Source organism: Pontibacter sp. HSC-36F09, assembly GCF_024171605.1.
In the GTDB taxonomy this organism is placed as follows: Bacteria; Bacteroidota; Bacteroidia; order Cytophagales; family Hymenobacteraceae; genus Pontibacter.
This window is the reverse complement of the sequence record NZ_JALKAA010000003.1, coordinates 205,508-229,301: the sequence shown is the minus strand read 5'-3', so window position 1 is coordinate 229,301 and position 23,794 is coordinate 205,508. Positions and strand designations below refer to the sequence as shown.

Below are 23,794 nucleotides of genomic sequence, written 5' to 3'. Positions count from 1 at the left end.
AGGAAAAATCTGGCTTAAATTATGTATAGGTCCGGTATACCTAAAGTGCTGGAGATAAAATATGAAGATGAAACAAACGTACTTACTGGCTGGTGCAGTGCTACTGGCCGGTTTCAGCGCCATGGCGCAGGGAACCTCAACCCAACTCCCACCCGTGGAGCAGGACCAACTCAAGGTAGCTAAAAAGGACACTATCACCCGCATGGAAACGTTGTCGGGTATATTTCTGAACCCTACCAAGAAAGGCACTTTTGTGCTGGACTTCAACCAGGTGCTAACTGAAAACGCACGATTGGAAGTGAAAAACAAGGCGGGTAGACTTGTCTATAAGAAGCCTGTCAGCGTAGCTAAAAAAGAAACCGCCTGGCGCTTTGATCTGGGCAAGTTGCGGCCGGACACCTATCAGGTAGAAGTGATCACACCTGACACGACTTACTGGACTAAGTTCAAGGTCGGTCGTTAGTATTTTACAGTAAACACAAGCGCCCCGCTGCAGATTCTGTGGCGGGGCGCTTGTGTTTACTGCATAAGATGAAAGGAGCCTATACCTGAATCCATTGCTGCACCACATGGTAGAGTAGCGAGGCCGCGAGTTTGGCGGTGCGATTATCGAGGTCGAGCGTCGGGTTAAGTTCTACCACATCCAGGGTGAGCAGTTTGCCGCTGCTGATGATCTCCTGTAGCAGGATCAGGGCAATTTCCGGATGTATACCCAGGGCAGCCGGGGCGCTCACGCCGGGAGCATAGGCCGCTGCAAATACATCCAGGTCAATGCTCACATACAGCACATCCACCAGCGCCATAAATTGCTGTAGTTTCTCGCGCAGCACTTCATAATTGTATACCTGCATGGCGGGTGCGAACACGTAATCAGCGCCATGCTCCCTGGCTGTGTTGAAGAGTTTTTGCGTGTTGCCATATTGCTGTATACCCAGGCATAAGTAATTGAACTCCTGGTTGCTGTTTATCAAATCGTCGGCCATTTGCAGAAAGGGCGTGCCGGAACTTGACTGTTTCTCGTAGCTCCGCAGATCGAAGTGAGCATCGAAGTTGATAATGCCAAGTTGCTTGTCTGCAGGCAGCGCCTGTTTTATCCCCAGGAAGTGTCCGTAAGCTGTTTCGTGCCCTCCTCCAAGGATGATCGTTTTATAGGTGTTTGTCAGCAGCGCGTGTACCTTTTTGCCGAGTTGATTCTGGGCCTCTTCCAGGTTCTGGTTGGTGCAGTATACATCCCCGGCGTCTAGCAAAGCAGTGCCTTCCTCCAGGTGCCAGGCAAACGAAGCCATGGCCTGCCGCAGCGCTGGTGGTCCCTGCACCGCTCCTTCCCTCCCCTGATTCCGCCGTACTCCCTCATCGCAGCAGAAACCCAGAAAAGCAATCGCCTGTTCAGCTTCGGCCGGTTCAGTCGCTTCACTCAAATTGAGCAACTGTATACCTTGGTGCCAACGCTTTCCTTCCTCGCCATCAGTAGCGTCTACTCTGCCTTTCCAGGTGCCAGGTGCTGTAGGTTTGTACATGTATTTATTGGTTGAATTGTTGATGGTTAAATTGTTGTTTGGGAATGATTGTTATCCCCCTGTCCCCTTCGAAGGCTGGTCCGTTTCATTCTCTTTTTTGTCATCCTGTAAGGATCTTGGTAGCATGTAGTATAGGCTTAACCTCCCTTCAACCAAGTTTCTTTACAGAATGACAATAAGTCTTAAGAGCATGCTTTTAGAATGAAACGGCCCTGCCTAATGAGTGGCAGGGGTGCGTTATAACTTAAAGCTATACCTCCCGATGGGTTCTAATGCCCATTTAGGCAGCAACAGATGCTATAACTCTATACCTCGCTTCCATACCTTAGTCGGCTTTAGTTTGCCTTGTTGGTACAGGATTTCCTTGTAGTTGTCAGTTGGGAAGGCGATCAGGTCCGCCAACTGCCCTTTCTCAATTGTGCCCCGATCAGACAAATTCAGCGCTTTTGCGGCGCGAACGGTTATACCTGCAAGCGTTTCGGCGCTGGTGAGTTTTTCGGCTGCGCCCAGCAGTGCGGCCTGCATCAAAAGATCACCCATTGGCGCAGAACCCGGATTCCAGTCGGTAGCAATGGCAAGGCACAGACCGCCGTCGAGCATTTTGCGGGCCGGCGCGTAGTGCATACCCAGCCCCAATGACGCACCCGGCAATACCGTGGCCACCACACCGGCCTCCCGCATCAAAGCGATTTCTGCGTCACCACTGGCCTCCAGATGGTCAGCGCTGACAGCCCCGGCTTCGGCCGCAATACGGCTGCCACCTGTGCTGAATTGGTCGGCGTGCACCGTTATCTCGAAGCCCATTTCTCTGGCCGCATGTAGGTACTCCAGCGAATCTTCTTCATTAAAAGCTGTGTCTTCGATGAAAATATCCACCCGGTTAGCAAGCCCTTGTTCTTTAATCTGCGGCAAAAGCTGCGTTACAACTTCCTGCAGGTATAGCCGCGAGTCGGTGTGCTCCGGGGGACGCATGTGGGCAGCCAGACAAGTAGGTATAAGCTCCAGCACATGGTGATTGTTGACGAGTTGAATCGCCTCGAGCATTTTCAATTCCTCCTCAGTGGTCAGGCCGTAGCCGCTTTTTACCTCGCAGGTGGTCACTCCTTCTGCCACATGACGGTCGCAGCGCTTCCTGAGCAGTTCCACCAACTCTACCAGACTGGCTTCGCGGGTTTTACGGACGCTATCCAATATACCGCCCCCACTGCGGGCAATCTCCAGGTATGATTTACCGGCGACGCGCATGGCATAGTCGTTGGCGCGGGAGCCGGCAAAGCAGATGTGTGTATGCGCATCGATCAGGCCGGGCAGGAGCACCATAGGCTCAGCAACTTTCTGCAAGGTATAGCCTTCTTCCTGCGCAATTTTCAACAGTTGATCATACCTCCCGACCAGCACGATATGACCATCATTGACCAGTACGCCGGCGTTATCGAGCACCTCCAATTCTTCATCCACAATCGGGCCCGCCTGCGGCAAGCTAGCCATTGTAACGACCTGCTTGAAGGGACCGATTAAGGTATGGTTGTTATCCTGTTTCATAGTTTTATTATGCGTGTGTTGGGCTATGAGCCTTTTTTGATGTGTTAGGTAAAGTAATGCTACCTTTAACTTCCTTAAAAAGTGGAACAATCAATCTTATAGCTCAGCGTAGTTACATCTTCTAAAGTTGTGCGATAAGAAAATTCTTTTTGGTGCAAAGTCCCAGAAGAGTTATCACCTGTGTAATACCAGAAAATAATTTTGATATCAGTATTGGGCTTAGACCTTAAAGTGTATGTTTTGGTAATGTTTTCTTCATAGATATTGACTATGTTAAGAAATGCACTGTTACTGGCATCAATTTCATTTCTTATCATCAAGGGTGGACTATCGTTATTTAAAACTGTCACATTCAAGTTTAATTCTACAGGCTTCCAGGCATTTATGTCTACTGTATTGGTCTTGCCTGACACAATTTCTATTTGCTCTGAATATTCAGGGTAATAGGGTGCTCCGTAGTATTGCTCTGACAGCGTGTATCTTTCGCCTTCGTTTAACTTATAATTGAACGTAATTGAATACTCCCCATTTCTATCAGTATAAGCTGTGGCTACTTCTTCAGAATTCAAACCACACATAAAATTCTCGCAGCTTCTCCAGTTTTTAACTAATACGATTTTGTAGCCTTCAATATTTACACCTCTAATGTCATCCGAAACACGTCCCTTTAACACCGTTTGAGGACCGATATCTTCTTTTGTGCAAGCTACAATGGCTGAAAGCAAAACCAAGCTGACAACTATTTTTAAGACATGTCTCATAAGGGTATTAGTTGTTATTGCTCAATGTCGCTATCTTCCTAATTTTTAATTAAGCGTTCTGCCCATCTACCATATACATATTACTGACATTGTAATTCAAACTATTTGGTATAGTAGCTAAAAATTTGCCCTCACCTGTTACGAGGCGAGGGCAAATTTAAGCTTACAAGTTCAAGCCAAATTTCTCGGCATTAGCCTGCGCGGTTTCGTAACCGGCGTCGGCGTGGCGGAAGATGCCCATCGCCGGGTCGTTGTGCAGTACACGGTTTAGGCAACGATCGGCGCGTTCGGTACCGTCTGCCAGAATCACCATACCCGCGTGCTGCGAGTAGCCTATACCTACGCCACCACCGTGGTGAAACGATACCCAGGTAGCACCGCCCGCCGTGTTGGACATGAGGTTGAGTAGCGGCCAGTCAGATACGGCATCCGAGCCGTCCAGCATACCTTCGGTTTCGCGGTAAGGTGACGCTACCGAGCCGCAATCGAGGTGGTCGCGACCGATCACGATCGGGGCTTTTACTTTGCCATCGCGCACGAGTTGATTGAACATCAGACCGGCTTTTTCACGCTCGCCCATACCCAGCCAGCAAATGCGGCACGGTAATCCTTGGAACGCAACTTTTTCTTCGGCTTCGTCCAGCCATTTGATCATGTGCGTATTCTCCGGGAAAAGCTCCTTCAGTGCTTCGTCCGTCACGCGGATATCCTCCGGATCGCCGGAAAGAGCCGCCCAGCGGAAAGGTCCTTTGCCTTCGCAGAAGAGCGGACGCATGTATTCCGGCACAAAGCCCGGTATATTAAAGGCATTCGGCTCGCCGCCCTGCTGCGCAAACTCGCGCAGGTTGTTGCCATAGTCGAAAGTACGGCTGCCGCGCTGCTGCAACTCCAGCATAAAGCCCACGTGGCGGGCCATGCTCTTGAGGGAGCGGGCTTTGTACTCCTGCGGATCACTTTCGCGCAGCGCCAATGCTTCCTGCAGGGTCATTCCATTTGGCACATAGCCGTTGATCGGGTCGTGTGCGGAAGTCTGGTCAGTCAGAATCTCCGGGGTGATATTGTCTTGAATCAGCTTCTGCAGCACATCGCCTATGTCACCTACCAGACCAATCGAGATCGCCTCTCCTTTATCCTTGGCTTCCAGTGCCCAGCGTTTCGCCTCCTCGTAGTCGTAGGTCATTTTATCGATGTAGCGGGTTTCGAGGCGTTTTTTGATGCGCTCCGGATCGATGTCAACGCCCAGGAAAGTGGCGCCCGCAATTGTAGCAGCCAGGGGCTGTGCGCCGCCCATGCCACCCAATCCGCCTGTTACGAGCAGTTTGTGGCGTAGGTCATCGTTGAAGTGGATTCTGCCGCAGGCCGCAAACGTTTCGTAAGTACCCTGCAGAATGCCCTGCGTACCGATGTAAATCCAGCTACCGGCCGTCATCTGGCCGTACATCATCAGGCCACGGGCACGGAGTTCGTTGAAATGCTCCCACGTCGCCCAATGCGGCACCAGGTTTGAGTTGGCGATGAGCACACGCGGCGCCTCGGCATGCGTGCGCACCTTGCCCACCGGCTTACCCGATTGCACGAGCAAACTCTCGTCTTCCTCCAGATTCAACAGCACTTCAATAATCTTCTGCGCATCTTTTACAGTGCGCGCTGCCTGCCCGATACCACCGTAAACAACAAGACGGGAAGGATCTTCGGCTACTTCGTCGGTAAGGTTGTTGAGGAACATGCGCAGGGCCGCCTCACACTGCCAGTTTTTGGCGTTCAGTTCGGGGCCGGTTGGTGGAATATAAGTCGGATGGTTGGCGTATTTCTGGATAAATTCGCTCACAGACAGGCCAGATCGCTTCACAGTTTCGGTTGCAGTTACGTTATTCATAGGGGCTTCGGTCAATTATTTCTGTTCAATATTCTTAAAAATAAAGGACAAAGGATAGAGAAATCATGCTTAATTTCATCCTCGTACACATTATTACATCATTGTCTGAACAACAGTGCTTATGTTTCACATCCCTCTTGCTTCCCTCCGCGCCCAGTTCGGCGATATCGACATCTACCTGTTCGACCAGTTGCTGAAAGGCCGCATTCAGAAAGGTATGCAATTACTCGACGCTGGTTGCGGAGCCGGTCGAAATATAGCTTACCTGATGCAAGCCGGTGTGCAGGTATACGGAGCTGATATTTCAGCAGAAGCCATCGAAAAAGTGAGGAAACTGGCAACAGAAATGGCCCCAACGCTACCAAGCAAAAATTTTGTAGTCGCTGATCTGGATGAGCTGCCATTTGCCGATGAAAAATTTGACGTTGTACTCTGCAGCGCGGTGTTGCATTTTGCCCGAAGCGAGGAACATTTCAAAGGGATCGTGCAGGAACTCTGGCGTACCATCAAACCGGGCGGTATGCTTTTCGCCCGCTTCAGCACCACCATCGGACTGGAAGGAAAACTGCAACAGATGGAGGGTCGTTTTTACCGGATGGCACACGGTCCGGTCTGGTTTCTGGCGGATGAAAATTTGGTGATTGCGATGGAGAGGGAATTAGGCGCCGAGCGACTGGAGCCGTTGAAGACGGTGCTGGTAGAACAGGATCGGGCAATGACAACTTGGGTGGTGCGGAAAGCCGTCTGAATCAGGATTCAAGAGGGTCCCTACCCCCACGGATTAAAGAATTGACAGGATTCTCGTGCTCGATTGATATCCCCCTGCCCCCTTTGAAGGGGGACTTCCCGCCATTCCCGATTTATATGTATAAGCCTTGTTGTTTATGTCACAATTCACTCGCAGGTATAGCAATACATACTTGCCCTGAAGCAACTGAGCAGACAATGGTGCCAAGTGCACCAGCGACGATTTTGTGTTTGAGCGGTCAGCGAGTTTAGAATCGTCTTGATTTTTTTGCTTACTGGGGGTAGGGGCCCTCTTTCTTTTCATCAAGGAAAAAAGTAAGGCCCGCCCGGCCAGGGCAAGCTATAAAACAACATAGGTTCGTATACCTGCGAAAGCATTAGCCACAAAGCAAGCTATACCTATACCTGTCACGAGCGTAGACGCTCGCGCCATAGAGGCTATACCATTAGCAAAAAGAGGAAGGAGCACCCCGCTCCTTCCTCTTTACAACAAGTCAATAATTTACTTACCTCCCATCACTCAACAATCCCATCGACTTCACCAGATTGACAAACTCAATCCGATACCCCTCTTCATCCTTACCACGGGCATTCTTCGCCAGTTCCAGCACCATCGGGTACGAGGCATTACCTTTGTGCTCGGAATCGCGGAGCAGCATTCCACAGGCAGCTACTGCGGCTGAGAAACGGAGATTATCGGAGGTTTGCTCAACAGGTATAGCCTGACTAGTTACCGTGGTGGTCATCAACCTGCTGGTCTCGCCGTCAGGTTCTTTGTAGCGAAGCTTCATCGTGAGCATTTCGTCGGTTCGTTTGGCTTTCGGGTCGAGGCTTGTTTTCTGATACTTGAGTGGATCGACATTACCTGCCAATGATTCGGATGAAGACCCTGCTGGTACGATTTCATAAAGTGCGGTGACAGTATGGCCTGAACCCATATCGCCGGCGTCTTTCTTATCGTCGTTGAATTCTTCATTGGCCAGTGCACGGTTTTCGTAGCCGATCAGGCGGTAGGCTTTAACTTTGGCGGGGTTAAATTCGAGTTGCAGTTTTACGTCTTTGGCGATGGTGAAGAGCGTGCCGCCGAACTCGTTCACAAACACTTTCTGCGCTTCCCGGATGTTATCGATGTAAGCGTAGTTACCGTTGCCTTTGTTGGCCAGTTGCTCCATGCGGGAGTCTTTATAATTGCCAGTTCCGAAACCCAATACGGTCAGGAACACACCTGTCTCACGCTTCTTCTCGATTAGGCGCTGTAGTTCGCTGTCGCTGCTCACGCCCACGTTAAAGTCACCGTCAGATGCCAAAATCACGCGATTGTTGCCTCCTTTTACAAAGCTCTCTTCAGCGACTTTATAAGCCAGATTGATGCCTGCGCCACCGGCTGTCGAACCGCCTGCTTCGAGCTTATCTAATGCTTCTATTATCTTCTTCTTTTCTTTTCCGGAGGTGGAGGGCAGCACCAATCCTGCCGCCCCCGCATACACCACCATCGACACCATGTCCTGCGGACGAAGCTCGTCCACCAGCAGTTTCAGGCCGGCTTTCACGAGCTGCAGTTTATCCGGCGAGAACATCGAACCGGACACGTCGATTAGGAAAACCAGGTTGGATGCCGGCAGTTGATCCGTGGCGACACGCTTGCCTTGCAAACCGATGTGCAATAGCTGGTTGTTTTTGTTCCAGGGGCTGGCCGACAGCTCGGTTGTTATAGAGAAGGGAGCATCACCAGTAGGCTGCGGGTAGTCGTAGTTGAAGTAGTTGACCATTTCCTCGATGCGCACCGCATCGGCAGGTGGGCGCTGCCCTTGATTCAGGAAGCGGCGCACATTGCTGTAAGAAGCATTGTCTACATCGATGGAAAAAGTGGAAAGCGGGTTTTTCTGCGCATCCAGGAAGGCATTCTCTTTGATGAAAGCATAGTTCTCGGTGTTGTGCACGATCGGAGCGGCATCGTGCAGAGGTACGTGTGCTGGTGCATAGGTCATATTTTCTGCAGCATCTCTCCTTGAAAAAACGCCTGCTACCTTTCCTGCCAGCGCCCGGGGTATGCTTTGTTCGGTCACAACCACTTCATGCAGTGTATGGGTATCCAACTGTAATTTTATATCCACTACATTCCGCTTGCCCACCTTTGCTTCCTGGGTCATGTAACCGATATAGCGAAATACCAGCGTGGCATCATCACCAGGTATAGCCAGGCTGTACTTGCCGTGCTTGTCGGTAGCGGCACCCTTAGATGTGCCTTTAATGGTAATGCTCACGCCGGGCAGCGGATTGCCGCCACTCAAGTCGGTTACAGTGCCGGTGATGGTGCGATTTTGAGCGGTTGCAGTCAGCCCGAACAGCATAAGGGCGAAGAGCAGGAAGAGGTTCTTTTTCATGGCTATTATGTTTTGGTTTCCGACATGATGCCACCTCCACAGGCTTTCCATAAAATTTTCAGAATATTTTTCTTTTCTTTAGAAAACAATTCCGGCACATGCTCCCTTTTTTCATCAAGCTCTTCACCAACGCCAAGCCGCCTCCCGACGATCAGGAGCTGGTGCGGCTGTATAAGGAGACGGGCGATCTGGAGCATCTGGGAGAATTGTTTCAGCGCCATTCCAAACTCGTATACCTGGTCTGCCAGAAATACCTGCAGGACCCCGAGGAAAGTAAAGACGCCACCATGCAGCTGTTCGAGCATGTTTCGAAAGCGCTGCTACAGCACGAGGTCAGCAACTTTAAAAGCTGGCTGCACGTGACCACCCGAAACTACTGCCTGATGCAACTTAGGGCAAGCAAGCACAAAAGCACGGTGCCGCTCTCCGATAATACGTCACCTTTTATGGAAACTGCAGAACCACTGCATCCTACTCACGCGGAAGAATCTGAGCAACTGGAACAGGCTTTGCATGCGGCCTTAAAGGAGCTGCCACCTCAGCAGCGGGAGTGTGTGGAGCTGTTTTATTTGCAGCAGAAGAGTTATAAAGAGATCAGCGCCCTCACGGGATGCGACCTGAATAAAGTGAAAAGCTACATCCAGAACGGAAAGCGAAACCTGAAAATCATCATGGAGAAAAACCATGCAGCCAGATAAGCGACATATACTTTGGGACAGGGGCGACCACCCTTCCGTGGAACTGCTGGAGCAGTACCAGGCAGGCACTTTGCCCGATGCCCTGCACCACCAGCTGGAGCGCCACTTGCTGGACTGCGACCTGTGCTCGGATGTGCTGGAAGGACTGTCTGTGTCAGATGCTGCCCAGACAGAAAGCCAGGTAGAAGACATCAACTCCCATATTGAAGTTAAAAGTCGCCGCCAGAGTCGTATGCCGGTGCCGCTATACCTGACCGATTGGCGCGTTGCCGCTGCCGTGGCCATGGTGCTGCTCTCCACGGTGGTGGTTTTCTATTATAACTACCAGCAGGTACGCGAGCAGCAAGGTATAGCCGTACAGCAGGAGAAGGCGATTCAGGAAGCGATGGACTTTAGCGAAGAGCAGGCTCCGGCTATACCTGAAACCGTGGCAGATGCCAAGCCCGATACGGTGCGCCCGCGCCACATAGCAGCCATTTCCAAGCCGGCTCCACTTCGTACGCCGCGGGCTCGCACGAGCAGTCAGGCTGTTCGGGAAGAAGCACTTTTAGCTGATGACATTGAAGAAGTTGAAGTTGAAATAATTGTGGCTGATCTGACAGAGTCTATACCTGAGCGAGTTGTAACTGCTCAGTCTCAAAAGCTGGCCGAAGTGACAGTGCCGCCACCTGCGCTGCGAAACACAATGACGCCGGAAAGTACCGCTGTTGCCAAAGCGCTAATAGGACGGATAGCTGGTGTGCAGGTGCAGCGAAATGAACAAATCGGCCAGAACCAGGTACAGGGGCAGGTGGTCGATCAGGATGGTACGCCGCTGCCCGGCGTGTCGGTTGTGGTGAAGGGCACTACCCAGGGAGTAGCTACCGATGCACAGGGCAATTTTGTATTGACCTTACCAGATGAAAAAGCAACCCTTGCTTTCCGGTATATCGGCTACCAAACCAGAGAAAAAGGTGTAGATGTCAACTCAGGACCCATCACCATGGATCTGCAGGTGGACAACCGAGCCTTGAGCGAGGTGGTCGTAACACGCCAACCTACTAATCCAACTCCTGTTGTGTCGGCCAGACCTGCTGCGGGCCATAAAGCTTACCGTCAGTACTTGGCAGAAAACCTGCGCTATTCCTCCAACATGATGAGAGGCCGTGTCGTGGTGCGGGCAATGGTTACGACAAGCGGTTCACTCGAAAATCTGGAAGTAGTCCGGAGCCTTTGCAAGCCCTGCGACGATGAGGCTATGCGGTTGGTAGCACAGGGACCAAAATGGCAAGCAGCCACGCAGGATGGCCAGAAAATCAATCAAGAGGTGAGAATTGTCGTACGCTTCAGACCAGAAAAATAAAACCGGATGGAGGACTTTGTAAAAACAGAATGGAAAGCGCTGTGCCGCAGGTATAGCTCAGATGATGAGCTGATCGGGCAACTGTGGTATGAACTGGAAAAGGCTTATACTGCAAAGGACAGGCACTATCATAACCTCGACCACATCGCCTACATGCTGGAACTGACAGACAGGTATAAAGTTGATAGTCAGCAGTTCGACTTGTTACTTTTTGCCATTTTCTACCACGACATCGTGTACAAGGCGACCCGTTCTGACAATGAAGCTCAGAGTGCCCTGGTCGCAGAAGCGCGCCTGCATCGGCTCGGTATACCTGAAGCCGATCTGATAAAAGTGAAAGAAATGATCATCGCCACCAAGACGCACCTGACACAAGAGAATAATCTCATCAACCTGCTACTTGACTTAGACCTCGCTATTTTGGGAGCAGACGAAGCGCGTTATGACAGGTATAGCCAAGGCGTGCGGAAAGAGTACAGCATTTATCCTGACCTGATTTACAAACCCGGCAGACGCAAGGTGCTGCAACACTTCCTTTCTCAAAAACAGATCTATAAAACACCCGCTTTTCAGGCGGCATTGGAGGATAAGGCAAAAGCGAATCTTCAGCGGGAGTTAGAACAATAAAGCATTAAAAAAGGCCCCATCTATTAATAGATGGGGCCTTTTTTAATGGTGCGAACTTCCTCGTTTGTGACTTGCTATAATAAAGCCTGTGGCCCGGTTCCGAAATAAGTAACGGCTAAAGGCCTCACTATAATAGACACGAGCGAGGACGCTCGCGCCATAAACTAATTGTAATTTACAAACTCGCCATATCGATCACAAAACGGTACTTCACATCGCTGCGAAGCATACGTTCGTAGGCTTCGTTGATGTCTTCCATTTTGATTAGCTCGATGTCGGACATGATGTTGTGCTCGGCGCAGAAGTCCAGCATTTCCTGTGTTTCAGGTATACCACCGATCATGGAACCAACCAGTCGCTTGCGACGGGCAATCAGACTGAAACCAGCTACGGTAGAAGGCTCTGGCGGCGCTCCCAGCAGGATTATGGTACCGTCTCGTTTGAGCATGGACAGGTATAGGTTGTAGTCGTGCGGCGCTGATACAGTATCGATGATAAAATCGAAAGAATTGCGCAATTGCTTGAGCGTAGCTTCGTCTTTTGTAACGGCAAAATTGTGCGCTCCCAGGTCCATTGCGTCCTGCTTTTTATTAGGAGAAGTACTCAGCACCGTCACATCAGCGCCTTTGGCAGCGGCAATTTTCACTGCCATGTGGCCCAGTCCGCCGAGGCCCACGATACCCACGCGGTGTCCTTTCCCGATCTTCCACTCCATGATGGGCGAATAGGTCGTAATGCCGGCGCAAAGCAAAGGTGCGGTGCGGGCCAGATCCAGATTCTCCGGCACTTTCAAGGTATAGTTCTCGTCCACCACAATCTGACTGGAGTAGCCACCGTAGGTAATGGTTTTGCCGTCGCGCTCCAGGCTGTTGTAGGTGCCCACGTTCTGCACTTCGCAGTACTGCTCCAAACCCTCTTTGCAGCTGTCGCAGGTACGGCAGGAGTCCACAAAACAGCCCACCCCAGCCAGGTCGCCTTCTTTGAACTTCTTTACAGAGGCTCCCACTTTTGTCACCACGCCCACAATTTCGTGGCCAGGTACGAGGGGATACATGGCGCCGCCCCACTCGTCGCGCACCTGGTGCAGGTCGGAGTGGCACACGCCACAGTATTTGATATCGATCAGCACGTCATGCTCCCCTACTTCACGCCGCTCCAGGCTGAAGGGCCTGAGCGGACTGGTAGGATCGAATGCGGCATATGCTTTTGCTGAAATCATAGTTTATTTTAGTTTTGAGTTATGCGTTTTGAATTGAAAGATCTGCATGGCTATTATCCGAGCGCGATCAGGTATAGGTATAACATGTGAAGCTTTGGTGAACATTACTAAGGTAGCAGCGACTCAATCCAATCGTTTCGCAGACAGACCTGAATACACACTATACCTTACAAACGACTCAGGAAAAAGTTTGCAGGTACGCCTTTGGCATCAGGTCTAAGGGCAAATACACCGCCGCTTAACGGGTATTGGTGAAGTTGTTCATTGTCCAGGCCGTCGCGGGCGGTGGTGATGTAGAGAGTGTCGAGCCGCTCACCGCCGAAGGCACAGGAGGTGGTATGCGGGGCAGGTACTGTCACTTTCAGGAGCATTTCGCCGGTTTCCGGATCCCAGCAGCCTACGCCACCGCCTCCATAGAGCGCGATCCACAGCCGCCCTTTTTCATCGATGGTCATCCCATCGGGTTTTCCTTCGTGCTCAGGTATAGCAATCGCATCCCGCTCCTTCCGGATGGTTCCTGCCTCATGGTCGTAAGTATACCGCTGGACCTTGCGGGTGGGTGTGTCAATCAAGTACATGTGTTGCTTGTCTGCCGTCCAAACGAGGCCATTCGAAACGCTCAGGTTTTCCAGCACCTGGGTCATCTGCCCGTCATGCTCCATCAGGTAGAGCGCAGCGGCTCCTTCCCGTGAATCGAGCGCCATGGTGCCTACCCAAAATCTGCCGGCCGGGTCACATTTCCCGTCATTGAACCGGATATCATCTCGCTCAAGGGGATTGGCTACAAATGAAAGCTCGCCTGTTTCGGTATTGATGAAATGCACGCCATTCTGCAGGGCCACCAAAGCCCCGCCATTGACCACCGGCACTACTGTACCGACCCGCTCTCCAACCGGCCAGGCCTTGTTTTCGTCGGTAGTGGGGTCAAACAGATGCAGCTCACGGCCTTCTATATCCACCCAGTAAAGGCGTTTCTCAGACGGATGCCAGATGGCCCCTTCCCCCAGCGTCGCCTTCGCGTCGAGCACCAGTTCTGCTTCCAATTCACTGTAATTTTTGGCTCTGCTCATGGCGTGTTGGCTTGATTAGGTATAGGTATAAAAAAAGCTGTCCCTATACCTTCTCAGGTACCGGGACAGCTTCATACAGTCAGGTTATTTGCGGAGTGAAAGGATGTAGCGCGACATCTCCTTGGCATCGCCTTCGCTCAGGTTCGGATGCGGAGGCATCGGGATTTGTCCCCAAACACCGGCACCACCCTTAATGATCTTGCCAGCCAGGTAACTTAAGTTTTTATCGTTAGCCTCATACTTCTGCGCCACTTCTTCATACGAAGGGCCTACTACTTTCTGGTCTACTTTGTGGCAAGCCAGGCAGTCAGATCCGGCAATCAGTTTTTCGCCTTTCGCAAAGTCTCCGGCAAGTGCCTCTTTTGGCTGCTCTGCTGTTGCGGTGGTTTCCGGTCCGGTCGGTGTGCCGGCCGGAGTTGTCTGCACGTCCTGCGTGGCGCCTCCAGCAGGTGGCGTCGTGGCCGGTCGCGGCGGTTGCGGACGTGAGGCTACGGCTGTAGTGTCGGGCTGGTAATCACTGTCGTAGTAGCGTTCATACTCTGACTTCTGTTCGTTGCCACAGGCTGACAGAAGCGCGAAGGCTGAGATGGCCATCAGAATCTTTTTCATAGGGATAATTATTTGTTTGTACTGGTTTTACTCAAAGAGCACTTAGAGAATATGTACTGACCTGAGCTCTTAAAGTTTTATGTTTCAGATCAGGTTATCGTTTAATGCAATTTACACTATATTTTCGGTATCCTATGCTCTAAATGTGTAACTTAAGCCTGCTTACACGACATCACCCTATACCTGACTCTATGACATTGACTTGCAAAAATCTGATTCTCCTCCTGCTCCTCCCGCTTTTGGCTTTGGGCAGCACTACAGCGCAAACCCTGCCCAGCATTGCCTCCAAAACCGCGGGGATGAAAAAATTCAATGGCTTTTTCCCTTTTTACTGGGATGAGCAAAGCGGTAAGGTATGGCTCGAGATTGACAAGCTCGACTATGATTTTCTGTATGTGAACTCACTGCCGGGCGGGCTAGGCTCCAACGACATAGGCCTCGACCGCGGGCAATTGGGAGGCGAGCGCATTGTGTCCTTCAAAAAAGTTGGTCCTAAAGTGCTGCTCGTGCAGCCGAACCTGCGCTATAGAGCCATCACCGACAATCAAAACGAAGCACGCGCCGTGGAAGAATCTTTTGCGCAATCGGTTTTATGGGGTTTTAAGGCGGAGGCAGCAGATGGAAAACGTGTGCTGGTAGACGCAACTGACTTTCTGTTGCAAGATGCCCACGATGTCATCGGTAGCATCAAGCGAGCGGGCCAGGGCACCTACCGCCTCGACGCCAGCCGCTCGGCGCTATACCTGCCACGCATCAAAAACTTCCCCAAAAACACCGAGTTCGAGTCTACTCTGACTTTCACAAGCGACAATGGTGGCTTTATTGTGCGCAGCGTAGCTCCCAACCCGCAGGCCGTCACCCTGCGCCAGCATCATTCTTTCATCGAACTGCCCGACAACAATTATACTCCACGTGAGGCCGATCCGCGAGCCGGCTACTTTGGCATCTCCTACTTCGACTATGCCACGCCGGTAAACGAAAACATTGAAAAGCGTTACATTGCCCGCCATCGTCTGCAGAAAAAGAACCCTTCGGCCAAGGTATCGGAAGCGGTGAAGCCGATCGTGTATTATGTAGACAATGGGGCGCCGGAGCAGATCCGCTCTGCCCTGCTGGATGGAGCCCGCTGGTGGAACCAGGCTTTTGAGGCGGCCGGGTATAAGGATGCCTTCCGGGTGGAGGTGTTGCCTGACACAGCAGACCCGATGGACGTGCGCTACAACATGATTCAGTGGGTGCACCGCAGCACCCGCGGTTGGTCGTACGGCGCTTCTGTTATAGACCCGCGCACCGGTGAGATCATCAAAGGACACGTGTCGCTGGGCTCTTTGCGCGTACGTCAGGATTACCTGATCGCGGAGGGCTTGCTGGCGCCTTATGAAGATGGAAAACCGGAGAACAAAGCTATGATGGAGATGGCACTGGCACGCATCAGGCAGTTATCGGCACACGAACTGGGCCATACGCTGGGCATCATGCACAACTACGACGCTAACAACAATGCCTCCGTGATGGACTACCCGCACCCGCAGGTGCAGCTGGACAGAGCCGGCAAGATCAACATTAGCAATGCCTATGGCATCAACATCGGTGAGTGGGACAAGCTGGCCGTCATTTATGGTTATCAGCACTTCCCGAAAGGAACTGACGAGAAGAAAGCACTGGATGAACTGCTGGCACAGGGCCGCGCGCAGGGATTGACTTTTATTTCGGACACGGATGCCCGCGCTCCCGGTGGCGCTCACCCCACCGCCCACCTTTGGGACAACGGCACGAATGCAAGCGATGAACTGATGCGTGTGCTCGATGTACGCCGCAAAGCCCTTCAGAATTTCTCTGAAAAGAACATAAAAACCAATGCGCCGATGAGTATGCTAGAGGATGTACTGGTACCAATCTATAACTTCCACCGTTACCAGACCGAGGCGGCAGCCAAGCTGATCGGCGGCATGCGCTATACCTACGCCCTGCGTGGCGATAAGCAATTAGTAACCGAAGTGCTCGATAAAAGAGAGCAGCAGAAAGCCCTCGATGCCATGCTTCATACAATTTCACCGGAAGTGCTCACCCTACCCGAAAACATTATTGCGCTGATACCGCCGCGTGCGCCGGGTCTGGGCAACAACCGGGAGCTATTCACGAAAAGAACGGGCCTCACCTTCGATCCCTTGGCAGCCGCACAGGCCTCTGCTGAGTTCTCGCTTTCCTTTTTGCTGCACCCGCAGCGTGCCACGCGGTTGGTAGAGTTTGGCGCCCGTTATAATACCCTCAGTCTGCAGGATGTCACCAGCCAACTTATAGAGAACACCTGGAAAAGCAGGCGCCAGAACGGACTGGCCGCACAGGTGCAACTGCAAACCGAGCAGGTGGTGCTTACCCACCTGATGGCCCTGGCACAGGACGAGAACGCCTCTTACCAGGCACGCGCCATTGCCACAAGTGCACTTGCCGACATCAAGCAGCATGCTACCAGTCAGGCCAAGCGCACACGCGATACCGGCTACAAAGCACATCTGGATTTCGCGCTGGCACGCATGGATAAACCGGAGGAAGTGAAGCCGGCTAAAGTACTCAGTCTGCCTCCTGGTGCTCCGATCGGCAGTGGAGAGTATATTGGATGTGAGTAAATCCTAAAGTTTAGGTATAGGCAAACCGCCCTTTCGCTTTGGGGGGGCGGGTTTGTTTTTATTGTATATTCAAACTGTAGCGAGACTATTGACTTTTGTACCTCTACCTATCCATCTTTTTTGCTCGCTTTTTAAAATTTTTGAAAGGCCTTATAAACTGCATACGCCTGGCTCTCAGGTTTTGCCTTTTAATACAAGCCGATAATGGCTCTTCCAACTTCAACTCAACTTCCTTATAAAGCCCTGGTTACAAACCTATTATACTAACTAACAGCAACTTATTATGCGTTTCAACCTTAAGAGCGGATAATGGCAAAAGTCCAACAGATCGAGCAACGGAAGTAATTGTACATTCCGAATTTTCCACATACTTCATTCTAGTTCGAGCTATACCTACAGTCAATAATCTGAAAGTCAGATTATAATTATTCCTTTACATTTTGTATCTTTGTAAAACAGGCATTCTGACATATAGAGATATGAATATTCAGAAGGGCACTTTGTTAGTATAGTTCAGGCCAGCCGGCTTCTTTTGTAAGGCATCCTTTTCAACGCCTCTTTTTTTATACTTCCTGCCCCCTTTCTGTTTTCAGCCCTGAAGGTGTTGACCTCGCGCAGAAAACCGGAATTGTGATTTTTTCGATCACAAAAACAACAATCTTTGAAACATATCTCGAGGCAGAATATTGCATTTTGCATTCACCATTTTAAAGTATACATGAAGTTAAGAGTAGGAATCATCGGAGCCGGTCCAAGCGGCTTAGCGCAGCTACGCGCGTTTAAATCAGCAGAAATGAAAGGCGAGACCATACCTGAAATCGTTTGCTTTGAGAAGCAGGCGGACTGGGGTGGTCTCTGGAACTATACCTGGCGCACCGGAGTGGGCAAGTATGGCGAGCCGATCCACGGCAGCATGTACCGCTACCTCTGGTCCAACGGGCCGAAAGAGTGCCTCGAATTTGCCGATTATACCTTCGATGAGCACTTTGGCAGGCCTATCTCTTCTTACCCGCCCCGACCGGTGCTCTTTGACTACATCCAGGGCCGCGTAGACAAGTGCAACGTGCGCGACTACATCCGCTTCAACACCACCGCCCGCTGGGTGGAGTATAAGGAAGACACGCAGCAGTTTTCGGTGGTGCTCGAGGACCTGGCCCATAACAAGACCTATACCGAGGAGTTTGATTATCTGATCGTTGCCTCCGGCCATTTCTCCACCCCAAACATGCCCTATTTCGAAGGCATTGAGGAATTTCCCGGCCTGATCATGCACGCGCACGACTTCCGTGGTGCAGATATTTTCAAGGATAAGGATGTGTTGCTCATCGGTAGCAGCTACTCGGCTGAGGACATTGGGGTACAGAGCTTTAAGCATGGTGCGAACTCGGTAACCCTGAGCTACCGCAGCAACCCCATCGGTATGGACTGGCCCGAAGGTATGAAGGAAGTACCACTTCTCACCCATTTTGAGGGTGATATAGCCCACTTCAGCGACGGCACACAGGAGCGCTACGATGCCGTGGTGATGTGCACCGGCTACCAGCATAAATTCCCCTACCTGCCAGACGAACTGCGCCTGAAAACAAAAAACTGCCTCTACCCGGACAAAATCTACAAAGGCGTATTTTTCAACGAGCTGCCGCAGCTCATCTACCTGGGCATGCAGGACCAGTACTATACCTTCAATATGTTTGATGTGCAGGCCTGGTATGCGCGCGACGTGATCCAGGGCAAGATTCAGCTGCCAGAAAAGGAGGAAAGACAGAAAGATATCAACCTGTGGCTGAACAAAGCCGCGGCGAACTGCAACCACGATGATGAGATTGACTTCCAGACGGAGTACGTGCGCGAACTGATGAACATGACCGACTATCCGGAGATTGACCTGGACAAAGTGGCCTCCCTTTTCAAGCAATGGCTCCTGGACAAGGAAGAGGACATTCTTCGCTACCGCGATAAGACCTACACTTCGGTGATGACGGGCACGGAGGCTGCCAGACACCATACCCGCTGGCTCGACGAAATGGACGACAGCTTCGAGCGATACATGCAGGAAGTTCCGGTGATGGAGCAAGTATAGCTTGAGGTATACCGCATGCTGAAACAAAGAAGGGAAGGCTACAGGCCTTCCCTTCTTTTTTAAACAAGTGCTTTTTACATCTGGCGTGGTCAAACTTCGTTCTCTCCTAACCAATCTACCGACTCCATTGCCTCAATGTAGGGCTCTAAAACTGCCATTGCGTTTGAGGATTTCTTAAAGGTAGTCACCACTTCGGCCTCCGTGCCCGTCCATACCTCCACAAAAGTGTGTTCCAAAATGTAAAGCAGGATTGTATACCCGTTTACCTGGCGTCGCGCTATGAGCGTGCCTTCTCTTTTAAGGGCTTCGCGCTGGCTCCGGTAAGGGAGCCTTTCGAACATGGAATATTCCAGCATAATGGGTGGTTGCTTCGGGTAATTGCATATATAAGCCTGAGCGGGCTAAAATGGTTTCAAACCTGAACTCCGCAGGTATAGGTGTTGGCCTCTGAAGAAAATTAAGCACCACATTATCAATAAGTTCATCTTCTAAATAAAATATGCGCCGAGTAAATCACTTGGAGCTTTTAGCGGATGATCGTATAAGTCTATTTATATACAGGTTTTGAGATCCGATCCGGGGCAAAATATGCAGCCTACGGTTTGCACTCAATATTAAGAAATATAATGATTCCTTAATTTTTAATGCTGCATGGAGACAAGCCCTACCAGCTTTCATTCAATAAGAGAAGGTTGCACCTACCGGCTTTTCCTTCATAAGTGCGCCGAAAACGCTCATTCCGACTTCATCAAATAAGCACACCTATTCCTATCAGAGCACACAGAGACTGGAAAGTTGGGGCATCGGTCGAAGGCTGCGTATTCGTTATAAACCTAAACGCCAAGGTGATAATTAGCACTGAAATTATTGCTGTTGACACTAAACACAAGATAAATGTAGGATTTTGCCGGATTGGATATTTACTTGCAGTACAGTTAAATATATCCTCCCACCGATCATAAAATATAGTGAAAGCAGGAACAATCTCGTTTAAAGAAACATTTTTTATTGGCTTGATGCTATTCGCTATTTTCTTCGGCGCTGGCAACCTTATTTTTCCATTGTCACTGGGCCAGGCAGCTGGCACTGAACTTATACCTGCCATTATCGGATTTTTGATGACCGGTGTAGGGCTTCCCTTGTTGGGCGTCATTGCCATCGGCATGTCCAAAAACGAAGACGTACAGTCTATTTCCTCGAAGGTACATCCGCTTTTTGGACTTATTTTCCCGGTTGTGATCTACCTCACCATAGGCCCCCTTTTTGCAGTTCCCCGAACCGGTACAGTGTCGTACGAGATCGGCATCGCCCCATTCCTGTCTGAGGGTCTGAGAACTTCTTCCTGGGGCATGGTGCTCTATTCTATCATTTTCTTTGCGGTAACCTACCTACTGGCATTGAACCCTGGCAAAGTTGTAGACACGATCGGTAAAATTCTCACACCGGTCCTACTCATTATCCTGGCCCTTCTGCTGGCCATAAACATTATCTCCCCGCTAGGTGAGATTGAGGCTCCGTTAGCGTCCTACGAAGCAGCTCCCTTCTTCAAAGGCTTTCAGGAAGGCTACCTGACCATGGATACCATCGGATCCTTCATATTTGGCCTGATCGTAATCAACGCTATCCGCTCCAAGGGTATCGATAGTACGAGGCAAATTGCGAAAGTATGTACCACTGCGGGCTTGATTGCGGCAGTCGGTTTGGCTCTGGTGTATGTGGGTCTGGCCTACTCAGGTGCCACGAGCGTGCAGGCACTCGGCCATCTTGAAAATGGAGGGCTCATCATCAGCCGGATATCTGATCTGCAGTTCGGGGTATCCGGAAGCATGATCCTAAGTATTGCCATAATCTTTGCCTGTCTTACTACCAGCATCGGACTTGTAGTGGCCTGTGCCAGCTTTTTCCATAAGTTGCGCCCTTCTATATCCTACAGAAACTATGTGCTGATTCTTACCCTGGTGAGTGCCCTCATATCGAATGTAGGCCTGACGCAGATCATCTCCTTCTCTATACCTGTGCTGGTGGCCATTTATCCGATCGTAATCGTCCTGATCATACTGACTTTATTCGGCTCAGTACTCCGCAACAGACACGCCGTCTATACCTGGTCGGTACTGCTGACGAGTGTTGTGAGCATCGTAGAAGGTTTGAGCGCTGCAGGATTTGAGTTGGGCATCAGTGATGTATTCCTCCGGTACCTGCCCTTCTACAGTCTTGGTATGGGCTGGGTTATCCCGGCTTTGGTTGGTGGTATGATCGGCTTTGTTGTTTCCATGAGACAGGCTCCCTACGCCCTCGAAAACGAATAGTCTGCCTGTACTGGGCGGCTGGAAATCTTTTGGTTGATCCAAAGAAGTAGGTAAACCTATATTTTCCCGTAATTTTGCTTCTTCTTAAAGGATTGGCGTAAATAAGTGTGCTGATAAAAAGTTCACAGACGCCTCGAACAACATGGAACCAAAAAGACTGAATAAATTCATCAGCGACTCGGGCTTTTGCTCCCGTCGCGATGCAGACGAACTCATAGAACAGGGCCGTGTGACGGTGAACGGGAAAATTCCGACCGACTCCGGCATGAAAGTAACGCCGAAAGACAAGGTACGCATCGACGACGAGATGCTGCGTGTGAAACAGGAGAAGCCCGTATACCTGATCTTCAACAAACCGGCCAACATGTCGGCCACCTCCGATATGGCCGTGCGCGACAATGTGGTGCGTGCCATCAACTTCCCTGCTACGCTGGAACCAACCGCCATGCTGGAACGTGAGGCGGAGGGCATCATTTTCCTGAGCAACGACGGTGACTTTGTGCGCGGCGTGAAGCGCGCCGACAACAAGTTTGAAAAAGAGTATATCGTAACCGTGGACAAAATGATCACGGCTGATTTTCTGCAGAAGATGAGCGGTGGCGGCGCTCCTATACCTGGTGAAGAGCGGGTAAACAATTCCGTATCGAAAGAAACCCAAACACGATTCCGCATTATATTAAAGCCGGGCACCGACCACTACCTGAAGCGCATGTGCGAAAGCCTGGGATATAAGGTAGTACATTTGCAGCGCGTACGTTTCGGTGAGTTTTCACTGGCCAAGTTGCCTTCGGGCCACTGGCGTGTGCTCACACCGCAGGAAGTAAACAGCCTGACCAGCCTCGTGCCCGGTGCTAAGGGAACGAGCAGCCGGAAAACATCGGAAAGCACCTACGACCGACCTGTCCGTGGCGAGCGGTCCGGTACGAGAAGTGGCAGTGGCTCTTCAAAAGGCGGTGCCTCAGGTGCGCCCTCCAGAAGTGGCGCGGACAAAGGTCCTGCCAGAGGCAGCAGACCCGGAGCATCGGCTAAAGGAAGTGAAGGAGCGAAAAGACCCGGCACCAGCAGAGCCAGTAGCGATACCAGAAGGACAAGCACTGCCAGAGACGGCGCCGGCAGCCCGGGCAGGAACCCGAGCTCACGAGGCGGTAGCTTTAAAGCGGCACCTAAATCAGCGCCTGGCAGAAGTGCGGCTCCGAAAAGCGGCGGCAAGCGAGGAGATGCACCCAAAGGTGGTCCGAAGCGAGGCAGATAAGACCAATTGCTCAAAATTTAGCTGATACTATACCTGAAAAGCTCTCTTTCCTGACCGGGAAGAGAGCTTTTTATTGAAGTGTTTTGCTAATGTGAATTTGGTGCACGTTTGGATAAGACACGACCTGTCCCTACAACCGCAGCGTTAAATTATTCAACTATCTAACTCCTACCCTTCCCAGGTTCCCATTTTACCCAGTTGGTAATCGCGGAAGGCCTCCCGAATCTCCTCTTCGGTGTTCATTACAAATGGCCCGTGCGATACGACGGGCTCATTGTAGGGATGGGCATGGCCGAAGAGAATGTAGGCGTCCTCGGTCGCTTCGACTTTCACTTCCTTTCCTTCGTTGGCAAATTCCACCAAGGTGAGTTTTTCAGCCGTCTCGCCGTTTACCTTGACAGCTCCCCGCACCACGTAGAAGAAGATGTTGCGCTCTGAAGGTATGTTGTAAATGAATTCACCGCCTTTCTGCAGCTCAATGCTCACCATATGAATGTCGCTCAGATTCTGGATAGGTGCCTGCACTTCTCCCCAACTGCCGGAAATCACATTGACCCGTACCTTCCCATTATCGAGCTCTACCACCGGAATCTTATCTTTTTGGAGGCCAATGTACTTAGGGGCTGCCATTTTGTGTTGAGCAGGCAGGTTGAACCACAGTTGCAGAATCTCCAAAGGCCCGCCCTCCTGCTTGAATTTATCAGACGAAATTTCCGCATGGATCAAACCGCTGCCGGCCGTCATCCATTGCACGCCACCCGCCTCGATAACATCCTTTCCGCCGCCTGTGTCCTGGTGCATAATGTCGCCATCCAGAATAAAAGTCAGTGTTTCGAAGCCACGGTGCGGGTGCGGACCAAAAGGCAGTCCCCTGTTGCCCGGCTTGTATACCTGAGGACCGTGGTGGTTAAGAAAAAGGAACGGGTCGATGTACTCTACTTCGTGCGTAGGTATAGCGCGGTAGGTTACCAGGTCCCCCATGGGCGCATGCACTGCTTTATGTAATTTCTTTATCTTTCGCATAAGGCTAATTCTAGTTCACTTGCAAATTAATGTATATACATCAATTACCCAAAATCTCCTCCTTTGTTTCAAATTAGGAGACTGCTAAACATACCGTAAGAACTAAAGTCA

19 protein-coding genes are annotated in these 23,794 nt (G+C 51.0%); 9 read left to right on the top strand and 10 right to left on the bottom strand.

Annotation, left to right across the window (positions count from 1 at the left end):
- Positions 1 to 67 precede the first annotated feature (67 nt).
- Positions 68 to 463 carry a hypothetical protein gene (locus L1278_RS10875; RefSeq protein ID WP_253403872.1) on the top strand — a complete coding sequence of 132 codons (396 nt, stop codon included), beginning with the start codon at positions 68 to 70 and terminating at the stop codon, positions 461 to 463.
- Between the two features lie 79 nt (positions 464 to 542).
- Here L1278_RS10875 and hutG read toward each other — a convergent pair whose 3' ends face one another.
- From hutG to hutU, 4 genes are all read right to left on the bottom strand, one after another.
- Entirely contained in the window at positions 543 to 1,517 is a 975-nt protein-coding gene (hutG, locus tag L1278_RS10870) for a formimidoylglutamase (protein WP_253403865.1), read from the bottom strand.
- Between the two features lie 297 nt (positions 1,518 to 1,814).
- The gene (hutI, locus tag L1278_RS10865) at positions 1,815 to 3,059 is read right to left on the bottom strand and encodes an imidazolonepropionase (protein ID WP_253403863.1); all 1,245 of its coding nucleotides are present in this window, start codon (positions 3,057 to 3,059) and stop codon (positions 1,815 to 1,817) included.
- Between the two features lie 74 nt (positions 3,060 to 3,133).
- Complete coding sequence (locus tag L1278_RS10860) at positions 3,134 to 3,820, bottom strand: carboxypeptidase-like regulatory domain-containing protein (protein WP_253403855.1); 687 nt, start codon at positions 3,818 to 3,820, stop codon at positions 3,134 to 3,136.
- A gap of 163 nt (positions 3,821 to 3,983) precedes the next feature.
- Positions 3,984 to 5,696: a urocanate hydratase gene (hutU, locus tag L1278_RS10855; protein ID WP_253403846.1), complete on the bottom strand. Its 1,713-nt coding sequence runs from the start codon at positions 5,694 to 5,696 to the stop codon at positions 3,984 to 3,986.
- A gap of 121 nt (positions 5,697 to 5,817) precedes the next feature.
- Between hutU and L1278_RS10850 the strand changes: the two genes are divergently transcribed.
- Positions 5,818 to 6,444, top strand: a complete 627-nt coding sequence (locus L1278_RS10850; protein WP_253403844.1) for a bifunctional 2-polyprenyl-6-hydroxyphenol methylase/3-demethylubiquinol 3-O-methyltransferase UbiG — start codon at positions 5,818 to 5,820, stop codon at positions 6,442 to 6,444.
- A 505-nt stretch (positions 6,445 to 6,949) separates the two neighbouring features.
- On the opposite strand, the gene L1278_RS10845 is transcribed toward L1278_RS10850, so the two are convergent.
- Positions 6,950 to 8,827 (bottom strand): von Willebrand factor type A domain-containing protein, encoded by a 1,878-nt coding sequence (locus tag L1278_RS10845; RefSeq protein WP_253403842.1) that lies wholly within the window; start codon positions 8,825 to 8,827, stop codon positions 6,950 to 6,952.
- A gap of 98 nt (positions 8,828 to 8,925) precedes the next feature.
- On the opposite strand from L1278_RS10845, the gene L1278_RS10840 reads away from it, so the two are divergent.
- Genes L1278_RS10840 through L1278_RS10830 form a run of 3 tightly spaced genes read left to right on the top strand, consistent with a single transcriptional unit; the run spans position 8,926 to position 11,494 of the window.
- A complete protein-coding gene (locus tag L1278_RS10840) occupies positions 8,926 to 9,525 on the top strand; it encodes an RNA polymerase sigma factor (RefSeq protein WP_253403840.1) in 600 nt (199 codons plus the stop codon).
- Positions 9,512 to 10,867: a TonB family protein gene (locus L1278_RS10835; RefSeq protein ID WP_253403838.1), complete on the top strand. Its 1,356-nt coding sequence runs from the start codon at positions 9,512 to 9,514 to the stop codon at positions 10,865 to 10,867. Before L1278_RS10840 ends, L1278_RS10835 begins: the two co-directional genes overlap by 14 nt.
- A gap of 6 nt (positions 10,868 to 10,873) precedes the next feature.
- The gene (locus tag L1278_RS10830; RefSeq protein ID WP_253403836.1) at positions 10,874 to 11,494 is read left to right on the top strand and encodes a hypothetical protein; all 621 of its coding nucleotides are present in this window, start codon (positions 10,874 to 10,876) and stop codon (positions 11,492 to 11,494) included.
- Between the two features lie 175 nt (positions 11,495 to 11,669).
- Here L1278_RS10830 and L1278_RS10825 read toward each other — a convergent pair whose 3' ends face one another.
- The 3 genes from L1278_RS10825 to L1278_RS10815 all read right to left on the bottom strand — a co-directional run bounded on the left by L1278_RS10825 (position 11,670) and on the right by L1278_RS10815 (position 14,392).
- Positions 11,670 to 12,713 (bottom strand): NAD(P)-dependent alcohol dehydrogenase, encoded by a 1,044-nt coding sequence (locus L1278_RS10825; protein WP_253403834.1) that lies wholly within the window; start codon positions 12,711 to 12,713, stop codon positions 11,670 to 11,672.
- A 167-nt stretch (positions 12,714 to 12,880) separates the two neighbouring features.
- Positions 12,881 to 13,783, bottom strand: coding sequence for an SMP-30/gluconolactonase/LRE family protein (locus L1278_RS10820; protein ID WP_253403833.1), 903 nt, complete (start codon positions 13,781 to 13,783; stop codon positions 12,881 to 12,883).
- 84 nt (positions 13,784 to 13,867) lie between these two features.
- Positions 13,868 to 14,392 carry a c-type cytochrome gene (locus L1278_RS10815; RefSeq protein ID WP_253403831.1) on the bottom strand — a complete coding sequence of 175 codons (525 nt, stop codon included), beginning with the start codon at positions 14,390 to 14,392 and terminating at the stop codon, positions 13,868 to 13,870.
- A 191-nt stretch (positions 14,393 to 14,583) separates the two neighbouring features.
- On the opposite strand from L1278_RS10815, the gene L1278_RS10810 reads away from it, so the two are divergent.
- Entirely contained in the window at positions 14,584 to 17,019 is a 2,436-nt protein-coding gene (locus L1278_RS10810) for a zinc-dependent metalloprotease (RefSeq protein WP_253403829.1), read from the top strand.
- A gap of 718 nt (positions 17,020 to 17,737) precedes the next feature.
- The gene (locus L1278_RS10805) at positions 17,738 to 19,099 is read left to right on the top strand and encodes an NAD(P)-binding domain-containing protein (protein WP_253403827.1); all 1,362 of its coding nucleotides are present in this window, start codon (positions 17,738 to 17,740) and stop codon (positions 19,097 to 19,099) included.
- Positions 19,100 to 19,188: 89 nt separating this feature from the next.
- Here the strand turns inward: L1278_RS10805 and L1278_RS10800 are convergent, their stop codons facing one another.
- A complete protein-coding gene (locus L1278_RS10800; protein ID WP_253403825.1) occupies positions 19,189 to 19,455 on the bottom strand; it encodes a hypothetical protein in 267 nt (88 codons plus the stop codon).
- A 612-nt stretch (positions 19,456 to 20,067) separates the two neighbouring features.
- Between L1278_RS10800 and brnQ the strand changes: the two genes are divergently transcribed.
- Together brnQ and L1278_RS10790 are read left to right on the top strand one after the other, a co-directional pair.
- Positions 20,068 to 21,408 carry a branched-chain amino acid transport system II carrier protein gene (gene brnQ, locus L1278_RS10795; RefSeq protein ID WP_253403823.1) on the top strand — a complete coding sequence of 447 codons (1,341 nt, stop codon included), beginning with the start codon at positions 20,068 to 20,070 and terminating at the stop codon, positions 21,406 to 21,408.
- 142 nt (positions 21,409 to 21,550) lie between these two features.
- Positions 21,551 to 22,660 (top strand): pseudouridine synthase, encoded by a 1,110-nt coding sequence (locus tag L1278_RS10790; RefSeq protein WP_253403821.1) that lies wholly within the window; start codon positions 21,551 to 21,553, stop codon positions 22,658 to 22,660.
- Between the two features lie 168 nt (positions 22,661 to 22,828).
- Here L1278_RS10790 and L1278_RS10785 read toward each other — a convergent pair whose 3' ends face one another.
- On the bottom strand, positions 22,829 to 23,683 hold the full coding sequence (locus L1278_RS10785; RefSeq protein WP_253403812.1) for a pirin family protein: 855 nt from the start codon (positions 23,681 to 23,683) through the stop codon (positions 22,829 to 22,831).
- Positions 23,684 to 23,794: the final 111 nt, after the last annotated feature.